This is a genomic window from Aureimonas sp. Leaf454 (assembly GCF_001424685.1).
GTDB lineage: Bacteria > Pseudomonadota > Alphaproteobacteria > Rhizobiales > Rhizobiaceae > Plantimonas.
This window is the reverse complement of sequence record NZ_LMQT01000021.1, coordinates 1-13,218: the sequence shown is the minus strand read 5'-3', so window position 1 is coordinate 13,218 and position 13,218 is coordinate 1. Positions and strand designations below refer to the sequence as shown.

Below are 13,218 nucleotides of genomic sequence, written 5' to 3'. Positions count from 1 at the left end.
ACAAGCACGCCCTTGAATGCGATAGAGGTCGAGCGAAGCCGCGAGATTGCGGTCTCGGCGTCCTCAGATCAGTTGGTTTAACGATCTCGGCATCCTGAGACGGTCTATCTCGGCCGCCTCGGGACGTCCGCTTTCCAGCGCAGGTTTGCGCGTCAGCGGAACTGATGGGGAGCGACTGGCGGCTTCAACGGTCACATGAGCCAACGCCGACCTTGCCCGACGGGCTGGCGGCCTCCAAGTCCTGGAAGCTGGACGGATCCACGGTGAATTCCGTCAAACTCATCTCGCCTTGACCGATGTGACCGACCGCCTGACCGGAAAAGTCTTCGAGGCTGCCTCCTCGTGGTCGTAGGTCGGCGTTACCGGCACCGTCACCGAAGCTCGAAAGTAGATGCGCGCCGAAGGCGCGTCGCCCTTCGAGGCGACCTCGTAGCAGTAGGCCTTGTCCAGCATCGGTTGCGATGAGATCGCATCGATGTCGTCACAAGCCGTGAACCGAGTTGGGTCGGACTGGATGGCACCGGACACGAACTCCGACACCTCGTCTTCGCAACCCACACGCAGATCATTGTCTGAAAGTTCGGCGGCTAGGCCCATGTACTTCTCGTCGTTCAGTTCGTAGTGGTCTGCGATAAGGCGGAAGGCGAAGAGGGACATCCCGCCGCCTTCTCCCGCTCGAACCAGTTCGCGGCGCAGCTCGTGCCTCTGCTTCCGCCGGACCGAAACCAACGGCCAAGAAGGCATCGAACTCGTCGAACTCTATTTCACCCAACCAGCACCCGCGCCGCACCTCCCTGATCTCCGGCATGAACGAGAAACTGTAGGGCTATGTCTATGGTGTTTGCGCCTTCAGCGTCATAAGCGCCAAGCCAGTTGCCCAGTGAGCCATTCCTCACTCGAACGTTACGCTGCCGATCACCTTCTTGACGTGTCCGGCGACGTGCGCGGTAAGCAGGACCTCCCAGTCTTCTAAAGTTTGGGAGAGGCTGATCAACACCCTCCAGGCACCCGACCTCGTCAGGAGGTACAGCTTGCCGATTGATAGACAGCCTCAAACAATTCTTGTTGCCTTTGCGGGCCTTGACCCGATGGAGGACACCAAAAATGCGCGCATGCTCTATAGATGCATCGCGTATGCCGTACGTAGGCTTTGTTGGACCAGTTACTGCAGATCGAGAACGGTCAATCCCAGTCGCCGTCCAACCGCATTTCTTGGCGAAGTGTACAAGGTCGCGTTGCGTTCCAACCTGGCCCTCATCTGCAGCTAGCATCACCTGGAGAGCGCCGATCCCGAAGCCAAAAGGGCTTCGATCATGGCTTGTTGAAGCGGCCACACGTCTTTCGCCGCTAGACCAATGAGATGTCCTGGCGCCCAGAAGAACGTGCGGAATGCTTCTTCAAGTCACAAAGCCGTAAGCGATGCGGCACATTTCTTCAGAAGTTGGTCGTTAGGGGTATTCTGGAGCAGTTTAGAGAATACCTCCAGCTCGCTCAGCCCATTGTATCCAGTGTCCCGAATACAGTTTCCGAACCAGCTGAGGTCGATCACGCCCTCCCCCGGGAGCCCTCTGTCCATTAGAAGATCGCTCGTTGGATCTAGCCAGTCATTCACGTGATAGGCCAGGATACGGTTTTCGCGCCCTGCTCTCCCGATCATCGCTTCAAGCTTAGGGTCCCACCACGTGTGGTAGACGTCGATCGCCACGCCAAGCGGTCCAATCCCCGAAGGATCGAGCAGGGTACAGAGATCAAGTGCCTGCTCGATCGTGTTGATGCAGGAACGGTCAGCCGCATACATCGGGTGAAGGGGTTCGATCGCCAGCGGAACGCCTAATGCGGCTGCGTCGCGCATCAACGCAGCAATCCCGTCCGCGATTTGCTGACGCGCACCCGCCAGATCTCGGCTTCCGTTCGGCAGACCACCAGCAACGAGGACGAAGCATTCGGCGCCCAGTTCGGCGGCGTCTCGCAGAGCTTGTCGGTTGTCCTCAATGCTTGCCGACCAGGCTTCCGGCGAGGAAGCCGGGAAGTAGGTGCTTCGACAATAGCCGCTGACGCGTAGGCCAGCATCCCGTATGTACCGGCCGATCGTCCTCGCCGCTCCGCTTTCGATCTCACGCCGCCAGGGCGCAATACCTCCGAATCCCGCATGTGCGATCGCATCCACCGTCTCCCTGATAGATGCCTTGTAGCCAAGGGTAGCGGTGTTGATCGAGACGTTATGAAGCGGAACGGGCATCGGCATCTTCCGGAAGGCCGAAGAAGCGACAGATCTCTTCGACCTGTCCTTCCAGCATGTGGATGCCTTCATGCGTCGCGCAGCCCCGAAGGGCGGCTTCGCGCAGGAGCGGCGTGGTCCTGGGATGAAGGATGATGTCGACGACGAGGGCCGAAGGCTTAAGACAGTCCAACCGGAGCGGCAGTGGATCGCTTTCCCGCATGCCAACCGACGTGCAGTTCACCACGACGTCGTAGCCATCCGCGTCGGCCTCGGCGACGTGCACATCGATCGCCTTCGCGAACGGCGCAAGATCAGCCGCGAGTGCCTCGAGACGGCTGCGATCTGTATCGAAAATACCGAAGGCCATCGGCATCTCATCGACGACGGCATGCGCTACCGCAGAGCCTGCACCGCCTGCGCCGATGACGAGGATCCGCTTTCCTCGAAGAGAATGCCCTTTCCTCGTCAGGCCGCTTACGAAGCCGTGCCCGTCGAAGTTATCACCGATCAGGCGGCCATCCGGAAGCTTCCGGATCGCATTGACCGCTCCGATACGCCGTCCCATAGGACCCACTTCGTCAAGCAGCGCGGCGATCGCGATCTTGTGGGGAACTGTGACGACCAGTCCGTCGAAGTTCTTACCCGCACGAAAGGCTGAAAGCATCGTCGCGATGCCCTCTGGACCGACGTGAAAGGGGACCAGAACGGCTTCGACCTTCTTCCGCCGGAACGCGGAATTGAAGAGGCCTGGAGAACCGGCCTGCGCAATGGGATCGCCGAGAATAGCGTACAGGCGTGTGGCGCCGGTCAGCGGGAGCGGAACGCCAAGCTGGGGATCGTTCATCCTCGCGTCCTCAGGCTTCAATGCCACGCACGGCGAGAACCGCACGCATCCGGCGGACGGCCAGCTCCGGATCGGACAGAAGGTTCGCACGGTCGGCCAGGCGGAAGATGTCGGCCAGGTGCAGTGTCGAACGGGCGCTTTCCATGCCGCCGACCATCGTGAAGTGGTCCTGGTGACCGTTCAGGTAAGCCATGAACACGACACCCGTCTTGTAGAACTGCGTCGGGGCCGCGAAGAGATGTCGCGACAGGGCCTCGGTCGGCTGGAGGATCTCGCGATAGCCTGCCTCGTCGCCGGCACTCAGTCGTGACAACGCCGCCGACGCGGCGGTTGCTACGGCGTCGAACGCCCCCAAGAGCGCATGAGAATGGCGTTCGCCGTCTCCGGCGATGAGGTCGACGTAGTTGAAGTCGTCGCCGGTGAACATCTTCGCACCTGACGGCAGACGCGAGCGCAGATCGATCTCCTTGGAAGCGTCGAGCAACGAGATTTTAATGCCGTCGACCTTGTCGGCATTCGATCCGATGATGTCCACGACGACGTCGCGTGCAGCCTCGAATCCCGCATGTCCCCAGTAGCCTTCGAGCTGCGGATCGAACATAGGACCGAGCCAATGAAGCACAACGGGTCGACTGGCCTGGCGGAGGAGGCGGTCGTAGACAGCAAGATAGTCTTCGGGGCCGCGTGCGGCCCTGACGAGCGCTCGCGACGCCATGAGGACGACCCGGCTCCCGCAGGCCTCGATCGCCTCCATCTGCTCCTCGTATGCGGCGACGACTTCATCCAGGTGATGCGAACGCCCTGGATCGAGCTGGTCGGTGCCGCAACCGGACGCCACGAGCGAGTCTGGGCCTGCGGCATCCATCGTCCGCTGGATCAGCTCCAAAGCCATGTCCCACCCGAAGCCCATCCCACGCTGCGCCGTGTCCATCGCCTCGGCTATGCCGAGGCCTAGGCTCCAGAGATGTTCGCGAAAGGCGATCGTGCGGTCCCAGTCCACGACCGGCGCCACCCATGGGTCGCTTGGCGCCAAGGGATCGAACACGACGTGCCCGGCCGCGTAGGCGACCCGATTGAATGGCTTATCGGGTCGAACGACGGGGACTGGTGTTCCAGTGAGACCGTAATTCTCGATAGTACGGCCTAGCCCGGGAAGTCGGATTCTGAGTTGAGGTCCCATCGTCAGATCCCCTGCGTTCGGTCGGCGTCGACAAGCCGCTCGTGGACAGGCCACGCGCCCTGAAGTTCGGCCTCGAGCCCCATCGGCCGCTCGTCGAAGAGGCGAGGATCCATCTCCCGCAGGTCGTCCGAGATCGCCGGCCGGAAGGCCATGTGGGCGAGAATGTCGCGGTCGAGGTCCATGCCGGGTGCAACCTCGATCAGCTCGAGCCCGTCAGGACCGATCCTGAAGACGGCCCGTTCGGTGACGAAAAGAGTCGTCTGCCCTTTCTCCCGGGCATAGGCGCCGTTGTAAGTGACCTGCTCCAACTCGCGGACGAATTTGCGGTGCTTGCCTTCGTTGAGAATGGTCAGGCGCCCTCCCTTCGCTTCGATCGCGAGCCCGCCCGCGGTGAAGGTTCCGCCAAAGACCATCCTACGCGCATTCTGGCTGATGTTGACGAAGCCGCCGATCCCCACGACGCGCCCGGCGAACCGACTGATGTTGACGCTGCCCCGCTGGTCGATCTCGACGGCCGAAAGGAACGCCAGATCCAGTCCGCCGCCGTCGTAGAAATCGAACTGGTAGGGCTGGTCGATCATCGCCCAGTAGTTCCTCGCCGCGCCTGCATCGAGCCCGCTCGCGGGAGCGCCTCCGATGAGGCCCTGCTCGTTCGTTAGGACGACGTGGTCGAGGAGCCCCTCCTCCGCCGCCACGAGCCCGATGCCCGTGCAGATGCCCGATCCGATGTTGCAGACGGCCCCTTTCCGCAGCTCCATCGCGCAGCGTCTTGCAACGATCTTGCGCTCGTCGAGCGGCAGCTTCGGAAACGAGCCGAACGGAATCTTCAGATGGCCTGCGAAGGCGGGGTCGAACTCCGTCTGATAGGTCTGACGCTGGTCCGGATCCACGACGATGGCGTCGACGAGCATGCCAGGGATCTTTACCGACTTGCCAGGAAGGGTTCCGCGCTTGGCGAGGCGCTTGACCTGCACGATCACGATGCCGCCGCAGCGTCGCGTCGCCTGAGCCATGGACAGCATCTCCCCGAAGAGCGGCTCGTCCTCCATCGAGACGTTTCCGTCCTCGTCGGCCGTCGTGCCCCGGAGGAACGCGACGTCGATGTCGAACGGCTTGTAGAACAGCCACTCCCTCCCCTTCAGCTCGATCAGCTCGACGAGATCCTCGGTGCAGGCAGTGCTTTGCTTACCGCCCTGCTGCCGAGGGTCGACGAAGGTATGGAGTCCGACGTGCGAGATGAGGCCGGGACGTCCCGCCGCGATCTCGCGGACGAGTTGCGAGAGCGCCCCCTGCGGCAAGGTGTAGACCTCCGCCTTGCCCTGGCGGGCAAGCTCGGCGACCGATGGCGCATCGACAACGGTGCCGCAGACGGCGCGCTTTAGTAGCCCTTCGTGTCCAAAGCGCGCAGCGCCGGCGGTCGCCCTGTTGCCGAGACCGACCGGATGGATGGTCGTCAGGCCTCGCGGCTCCGAATGTTCGAGGAAGCGGCTTTCGACCGCTGCGATCAGCGACTCTGGAACAGCGTGGCCTGACCCCGATCCCCCGATCAGGATCGTGTCGCCGTCCTTCACCAAGAGTCCGGCCTGAGAAGCGGAGATGACTTGCATGAACGTAGCTCCGAGATGTCTCGACTTACCGACCGATAAGTAAGATTTTGGAGAATGGCAACCATCATTCCGCATGTGCCATATAAGGGAGGCGCATACGGCCTTGCTGCCCCCGACTTTCGTCAGCTCTGTCGAGGGTCGGAGATGCGTCGCGGCATCGCGTGAACGAAGGCATTGGCCGTGAGCATCGCCGCCGTACAATGAGAGCCGGAAGTCCGTGAAGGCATGTCCGAACGTACGGGACCGATCGCGTCGGACACCGCACTGAACGAACGTCGACCGGATTCAGGATGACGGAGTGTTGCCGCCTGAGATGCCTGACGGAGCGTACGCTGACAGGACGACGCGGGAGAACGTATCGAAGAACTGCTCGAGCCTCTCGAAACTTCCGGCGTCCTGGGTGAACACGGACGAGGAGTTCACGATGTTGACGAGCAGGAAGGCTATGTCGTCGAGCGGCGCGTCCTCGCGCAGTTCGCCGCGACGATGGGCATTCCGCACGGCGATGCGGATGGAATCGTGCACCCGGACCGTGAAGGACGCGAGACACTCCCGCGCCTCCGGACTGAGGATCTCGCCGTCGAGACGAAGGCGCCCGATCAAGCTCCAAGGGCGACTGCCCTTCCGGTCCTTGTTGAACGCTTTGTACCGGGTGAAGTTGAACTCCGCGATGTCGCGCAGCTTCTGACGGAGGTCCCGGTCCGGAACCTGCCAGATCTGCTGATGGCGCAGGGACGTGGCGTTCACGTAATCGCGCAGAACCTCCTCGACCAGCTTCTCCTTGTTGCCGAAGTGGTAGTGAATGTTGGTCGTCGTCGTGTCGAGGCGTTCCGCGATATTGCGGAAGCTTGTCCCGTGGTAGCCGTGCCGGATCAGGAGTTCGGTCGTCACGGTCTTGATCGCATCCCGTGTCGAGCCCGACTTTCCCACCACTGGCGCGGCGCCCTCAGATCTTCGAGCCATTCAGTTCTCCGTTCCACCCACGTCCGCAGCTTCCAGGCCAGGCTGCGCTACTCCGCCCGCGGCCGGACGGCGGGACATCAGAAGCTGGGTCTCACCGTCCTGCACCACTGTGTCATGTTGGTTCATGATGCGCATCGCCAAGGTGACGATGCCTCGGTCTTCCCTGCGCGTCGCACGCTTTCCTAGCACTGCGACACGTACCTGGATCCGGTCTCCCATCATGAGCGGTGCACGGAAGGACCAGTTCCAATTTAGAGTGGCGATGCCGAGCAGCCGCACCGGGGAGCGGGTCTTCAGCCCATCTGCCAGGGCAAGACCGAGAAGGCCATGCGCGATGCGTCCCGGAAAACCCTGCGCACGAGCGAAGTCGTCGTCCATGTGGACGTCGAAGAGATCGCCGGAGAGCCCAGCGTAGGACACGACATGTGATTCCGTAACCGTCATCCCGGACGTGAGGAAAAAGTCTCCGATCTCCAGGTCGTCATAGCCGTACTCTCCTGCCGGAAGACGGCGTCCGTCCTGCGCATTGGCCTGTTCCATCCCACCGCTCCTCGTCGTGACATCACTTACTTATCGATAAGTAATTTTTGATTGACCGTCAAACCCGACCGATGTAGCTCTGTGACCCAAGCGCTTCCCACGTCGCTCTCCGGATCTTTCGCGGGAGGCCTGCCCTTCGCCTTGTGGAGGCGAGACCAATCGGAGGAACTTCCATGGCGTCCGTCACCATCTCCGACATGCACAAGAAGTTCGGTGCCGTGCATATTCTGAAGGGTGTTTCGGTCGACATCGAAGACGGAGAGTTCGTGATCCTGGTCGGCCCTTCCGGCTGCGGGAAGTCGACGCTCCTGCGCATGGTCGCCGGATTGGAATCGATCAGCGCAGGCGAACTGCGGATCGGCGACAGGGTCGTCAATGGCGACTCGCCCAAGGACAGGGACATCGCGATGGTGTTCCAGAGCTACGCTCTCTACCCCCACATGACGATCGCCGAGAACATGTCGTTCGGGCTCATGCTGAAACGGGCGCCGAAGGAGGAGATCGAGTCGCGAGTAGCCAAGGCGGCCGATATCCTTGGACTCAAGCCGCTGCTGGATCGATATCCGCGACAGCTCTCCGGCGGCCAGCGGCAGCGCGTCGCCATGGGCCGTGCGATCGTCCGGGATCCGAAGGTCTTCCTTTTCGACGAGCCGCTGTCCAATCTCGACGCCAAGCTGCGGGTCCAAATGCGTGCCGAGATCAAGGGCCTCCAGCAACGCCTCGAGACCACGACGATCTATGTCACGCACGACCAGATCGAGGCGATGACGATGGCTGACAAGATCGTCGTCATGCGCGACGGCGTGATCGAGCAGGTCGGACGACCCCTGGATCTCTACGATCGTCCCGCCAACCAGTTCGTCGCCGGCTTCATCGGATCCCCCGCGATGAACTTCCTACCGGGGCGGCTGGAAGGCGACACCTTCCGCACGGTTGGAGGCCTCTCCTTTCCGGTCGGCGTCGACTGGAAGCCCCGGCCCGCTGGGGAAGCGGTGTACGGCGTCCGCCCTGAGCACTTGCAGCTTTCGGAGGACGGGCAAGCGGTGGAGGTCGTCGTGGTCGAGCCGACGGGTTCCGAGACCGAAGTCGTCGTCCGCAAGGGCGAAACGCAGTTCAGCTGCCTGTTCCGGGATCGTCTCGACCTGCGGCCGGGCGAGACCATCCGGGTACGGCCCAACCTGGGATCGGTCCACCTCTTCAGCCAGGACGACGGACGTCGCCTGAGTTGAGAAACGGCGTCGTTCGGGGGTGGGAGTGAAGTCCCCGCAGCGTAAGTGCCACAATTCATCAAAACGGGAGGAAACCGATGCAGGACAATCAGAAGACAGAAATGAGCCGGAGGCTGTTCTCCAAGCTGGCCATTACGGCCCTGGCGTTCACGGCACTGGCAACCTGGCAAGTGCCCGTTGCGGCTGCCGAGACGCTCGTGATCAACACTGATCGGAGCGGCGCCGGGCAGAAGGAGGCAATGAACAAGATCGCGGCCGACTTCGAAGCCGCCAACCCGGGCGTGACCGTCAACATCAACTACAGCGACGTCGAGTCGTACAAGACGTCCATCCGCAACTTCCTCGTCGCGAGCCCTCCCGACGTCGCCTTCTGGTTTACCGGCGCCCGCATGCGCGCCTTCACGCAGCGCGATCTGTTCGAGGACCTGACGTCGTTCTTCGACGAGAACAACCTTCGCGAACCGATGAAGCCGTTCATCGACGCCGTCACCGCCGACGGCAAGCAATACATGATGCCGACGAACTTCAACGTCTGGGGGTTCTTCTACAACAAGGCCGTGTTCGAGAAGGCTGGCATCGCGCCGCCGAAGACGTGGGATGAACTCATGGCGGCCTCGGCGAAGCTTAAGGAGAGCGGGATCGTTCCGTTCGCGATCGGCACCCGCGACCTCTGGGCGAACGCGCTCTGGTTCGACTTCCTGACCAAGCGGACCGCGGGCCTCGAGTTTTACATGCAGTTGATGGACGGCAAGGCCAGCTACACGGACGACAAGATCAAGAAGGTTTTCGAAATCTGGAAGGACCCGATCGACAAGGGCTATTTCCTCGACAACGCTTCGTCCTATGGCTGGCAGGAGGCCATCCCCTTCCTTAACCAAGGCAAGGCCGGAATGTACCTCCTGGGTCCCTACGTGCTCACTTCGCTGCCCGCCGAGGCACGCGGCAACATGGGCTTCTTCCCCTTCCCCAAGGTCGATCCGGCCGTTCCCGACTACGAACAGGTCTCGATCAACGGCGTAGGCATCCCCAAGGGGGCCAAGAACAAGGACCTGGCGAAGAAGTTTCTCGCCTTCCTTGCGCAGCCAACCCAGCTTGACGCGTTCGCCAAAGGCGGATCGGTCGTCCCGGCTCGGAGCGACGCCAAGCTCGACCCGAACGACTTCGCTTCGGTGCAGCTCAAGCTCGTGGAGGACTCGGCCGGCTCGTCGCAGTTCTACGACCGGGACACCAACCCGGACATGGCTCAGCAGGGTATGAAGGGGTTCCAGGAGTTCCTGGCGCGTCCGGACCGGGCGGACGCCATCCTTGAGAGGCTCGAAGCGACACGCAAGCGCGTCTTCAAGTAGCATAGAGATCCGGGAAGGCAGGCCTTGTCAGCCTTCCCGGCATCCCGAAGCAGCCGAGCGAATGGACGGCGACGTCCGCCGATTTTCCGGTCACAGTTCCGACCGATCGACCTGAGGCTCAGATGCCGACATTCTGGCAGAAAAACCAAAGTTGGCTCACGCCGATCATCCTGCTCTTCCTTCCGGTCGGACTGTTCGTGACGATGATCGCGATCCCGATAGTACAGAGCATCTGGACGAGCTTCTACGACTGGGACGGGACGGGGGAAGCGACCTGGATCGGGCTTGCCAACTACGTCGAACTCTTCGAAGACCCGCAGTTCTTCGTTTCGCTGAAGAACAACGTCATCTGGATTCTCATGTTCCTGCTGGCGCCTGTGTTCGGTCTGGGGCTTGCCCTGTTCCTGAACCAGCCGCTCAAGGAGCTGCGCTTCATCAAGGCGGTCTTCTTCCTTCCCCTGGTGCTCGCACCCGTCATCATCGGCGTCGTGTTTACCTGGTTCTACGATCCGACGTTCGGTATTCTTGCCATCCTGTTCAGGGCGCTGGGAATGGAACCGATCGCCATCCTTTCGGACGAGAACTTCGTCACCTTCGGCATCATTGCCGCCGCCCTGTGGGCTCAGATCGCTTTCTGCCTCGTGCTGTTCCTCGCCGGACTGTCGCAGCTCGATGCAGAGCTGATCGCGGCAGGCCGGATCGACGGCGCGTCGGGTTGGACGCTGCTTCGCTACGTCGTCCTGCCCCAGCTTCGCTCGGTCACCTTCGTCGCCACGATCATTACCGTGATCGGCTCGCTCCGGAACTTCGACCTGATCTCCGTCATGACGCAGGGCGGGCCTTACGGCAGCTCCACGGTGCTCGCGTATCAGATGTTCGATTCGACGATCTTCAGCTACCGGGCAGGCTACGGCGCGGCTATCGCGACCGTCCTGTTCCTTCTCATGTCCATCTGGATTGCCGTGTTCCTCTGGCACACGCTGCGCCGCGAAGCGAGGGTCGGCTGATGTTTCCAACGCCCGTAACGGAGCGCGCCTTTGGCGTCCGGCTCGGCTACCGTGCCGCGATCTACCTCGCGATGCTGCTGTGGATGGCTCCCCTCCTCGCGATCATGATGACGGCCATCCGCTCGCAAGGTGACCTCCTCGCCGGCAACTACTGGGGCAAGCCCGAGACCTTCAGCCTGTTCGCGAACTACCGCGAGGTGTTCGCTACCTCGCCCATGTGGACCTTCTTCATCAACAGCATGGTCGTGACCTGTGTCACCGTCGTGTTGGTGCTGGTTTTGTCGACCATGGCTGCGGTCGCCATTGCGAAGTATCGCCTGCCAGGTGCGACGCTGCTCTTCGCGATGTTCATCGGCGGGAACTTCATTCCGTATCAGATCCTCATGATCCCGGTGCGGAACATGGTCCTGGATGTCGGGCTGTACAACACGGTCTGGGGCCTGATCCTCTTCCACACAGCCTTCCAGACCGGGTTCGCGACCCTGTTCCTGCGCAACTTCATCATCACACTTCCCAACGAGTTGTTCGAGGCGGCACGCGTTGAGGGTGCTACCGAATTCCAGATCTTGCGCAAGATCGTGATCCCCCTCCTCCGGCCTGCACTGGCAGGGCTGTCCGTCCTGATCTTCACCTTCGTCTGGAACGACTACTTCTGGGCGCTGGTGCTGGTGCAGAGCGACGAAGCCAAGCCCCTCACCCTCGGCATCGCCGGATTGAAGGGCGAATGGCTGACGGCCTGGAATCTCATATCCGCGGGTGCCCTTTTCGCGGCGCTTCCTCCCGTCTGCCTGTTCTTCATGATGCAGAAGCATTTCGTGGCAGGCCTAACGGCCGGTGCGGTGAAGGGTTGAGAGTCCTATCCCGCTCGGCAGGTCCAGCGTCGTGAGCTTCCTCTGGAACATTGATCCCAAGCCTTTTCTGGCGTCCTTGTTTACGGCAGCCGTGGACGCGGCCGACCCGCGCCGGATCATCGCTGTACACCTGCCGTCCAGACTAAAGGGTCGAACAATCGTCATCGGCGCGGGCAAGGGCGTCGCACATCTCGCCCGTGCCTTCGACGAGGCGTGGGACGCGCCGCTCGAGGGAACCGTCGTCACGCGCTACGGCTACGGCGTGGACTGTCCGCGCATCGCGGTGCGCGAGGCTTCGCATCCCGTACCGGACCAGGCGGGCTTGCTTGCGGCGCTCGAACTCCGTCGACTGGTCGCAAATCTGACCGAGGACGACCTCGTCGTGAGCCTCATGTGCGGCGGTGGATCGGCGCTCCTGCCGGCGCCTTTGGCGGGATTGACGCTCGACGACGAGATCGCGCTGAACAGGGCGCTGCTCCATTGCGGCGCCCCGATCTCGGCCATGAACGTACTGCGCAAGTCGATATCCGGCATCAAGGGAGGACGACTGGCCATCGCGGCCTTTCCTGCACGCGTCGTGACGCTCGTCGTATCGGATGTTCCCGGCGACGATCCGGCTCTGGTCTGTTCGGGGCCGACTATCGCCAGCGAGTCGACCCGCGCCGACGCCCTTGCGGTTGTGTCCGACTACCGCCTTGCACTGCCCGAGGCGATCCTTGCGCATCTCAGTTCAGGCGAACCCGACAGCCCTCTACCTTGTGACCCGCGGCTCTCGCGTTGCGAGACCAAGGTGATCGCCTCCGCCGCCCAATCTCTGGAAGCGGCGGCCGATCTGGCTCGAGGACAGGGGCTCGACGCCGTGATCCTGTCGGACGCCATCGAGGGCGAGGCTCGCGATGTCGGACAGGTCCATGCCGCCATCGCACTTGAGATCGCAAGGAAAGATCGGCCGTTCCGCAAGCCCGTACTGGTTCTTTCCGGGGGCGAGACGACGGTGACGATGAGGAGAGACCGTAAGGGACGGGGTGGGCGGAACAGTGCCTTCCTGCTGTCGTTTGCGCTTGGCATCCAGGGTTGCGGCTCGATCCATGCCTTGGCGGCCGACACCGACGGGATCGACGGATCGGAAGGGAATGCGGGCGCCTTCGCCGACGGTACGACCGTGTCACGGATGCGGCAAGCGGGAGTCGTCGCCCGAGAAATGCTTCACGGCAACGACGCGTGGACAGCATTCGATTCAGTCGGCGACCTATTCACCCCCGGTCCGACCGGGACGAACGTGAACGATTTCCGAGCTATTCTCATACGTTGAAAGCGCGTTTCGGTGTTGATTTCCACTGAGAGCTGACCCAGGCAGCTTCGGTTTTTCCATCGAGAATTGACCCATGTTTGAACTCGTCTCCACGCCATCGGTGCGGGGACATCGGAGT

The 13,218-nt window shown here is 62.0% G+C and carries 12 protein-coding genes; 5 read left to right on the top strand and 7 right to left on the bottom strand.

All coding sequences use genetic code 11. From position 1 onward, the window contains the following. Positions 1-279: 279 nt before the first annotated feature. From ASG43_RS15375 to ASG43_RS15345, 7 genes are all read right to left on the bottom strand, one after another. Positions 280-657 carry a hypothetical protein gene (locus ASG43_RS15375; protein ID WP_056506860.1) on the bottom strand — a complete coding sequence of 126 codons (378 nt, stop codon included), beginning with the start codon at positions 655-657 and terminating at the stop codon, positions 280-282. 745 nt (positions 658-1,402) lie between these two features. Then, a complete protein-coding gene (locus tag ASG43_RS15370) occupies positions 1,403-2,239 on the bottom strand; it encodes a sugar phosphate isomerase/epimerase family protein (RefSeq protein WP_200939518.1) in 837 nt (278 codons plus the stop codon). Continuing rightward, positions 2,220-3,065: a hypothetical protein gene (locus tag ASG43_RS15365; protein WP_056506854.1), complete on the bottom strand. Its 846-nt coding sequence runs from the start codon at positions 3,063-3,065 to the stop codon at positions 2,220-2,222. Before ASG43_RS15365 ends, ASG43_RS15370 begins: the two co-directional genes overlap by 20 nt. Positions 3,066-3,075: 10 nt before the next feature. Further along, positions 3,076-4,245 carry a dihydrodipicolinate synthase family protein gene (locus ASG43_RS15360; protein WP_056506850.1) on the bottom strand — a complete coding sequence of 390 codons (1,170 nt, stop codon included), beginning with the start codon at positions 4,243-4,245 and terminating at the stop codon, positions 3,076-3,078. 2 nt (positions 4,246-4,247) lie between these two features. After that, entirely contained in the window at positions 4,248-5,852 is a 1,605-nt protein-coding gene (locus tag ASG43_RS15355) for a CoA-transferase (RefSeq protein ID WP_056506848.1), read from the bottom strand. Between the two features lie 285 nt (positions 5,853-6,137). Further along, entirely contained in the window at positions 6,138-6,815 is a 678-nt protein-coding gene (locus ASG43_RS15350; protein WP_056506845.1) for a TetR/AcrR family transcriptional regulator, read from the bottom strand. Continuing rightward, positions 6,816-7,355, bottom strand: coding sequence for a MaoC/PaaZ C-terminal domain-containing protein (locus tag ASG43_RS15345; RefSeq protein ID WP_056506842.1), 540 nt, complete (start codon positions 7,353-7,355; stop codon positions 6,816-6,818). It abuts the gene before it with no gap. 173 nt (positions 7,356-7,528) lie between these two features. On the opposite strand from ASG43_RS15345, the gene ugpC reads away from it, so the two are divergent. From ugpC to ASG43_RS15320, 5 genes are all read left to right on the top strand, one after another. Beyond that, a complete protein-coding gene (ugpC, locus tag ASG43_RS15340; protein WP_056506839.1) occupies positions 7,529-8,584 on the top strand; it encodes a sn-glycerol-3-phosphate ABC transporter ATP-binding protein UgpC in 1,056 nt (351 codons plus the stop codon). Between the two features lie 77 nt (positions 8,585-8,661). Beyond that, positions 8,662-9,930, top strand: coding sequence for an extracellular solute-binding protein (locus ASG43_RS15335; RefSeq protein WP_056506836.1), 1,269 nt, complete (start codon positions 8,662-8,664; stop codon positions 9,928-9,930). 122 nt (positions 9,931-10,052) lie between these two features. Further along, on the top strand, positions 10,053-10,937 hold the full coding sequence (locus tag ASG43_RS15330; protein ID WP_056506833.1) for a sugar ABC transporter permease: 885 nt from the start codon (positions 10,053-10,055) through the stop codon (positions 10,935-10,937). Next, a complete protein-coding gene (locus tag ASG43_RS15325; RefSeq protein ID WP_056506831.1) occupies positions 10,937-11,788 on the top strand; it encodes a carbohydrate ABC transporter permease in 852 nt (283 codons plus the stop codon). Before ASG43_RS15330 ends, ASG43_RS15325 begins: the two co-directional genes overlap by 1 nt. A 31-nt stretch (positions 11,789-11,819) precedes the next feature. Then, entirely contained in the window at positions 11,820-13,100 is a 1,281-nt protein-coding gene (locus tag ASG43_RS15320; protein WP_156386731.1) for a glycerate kinase, read from the top strand. Positions 13,101-13,218 lie beyond the last annotated feature (118 nt).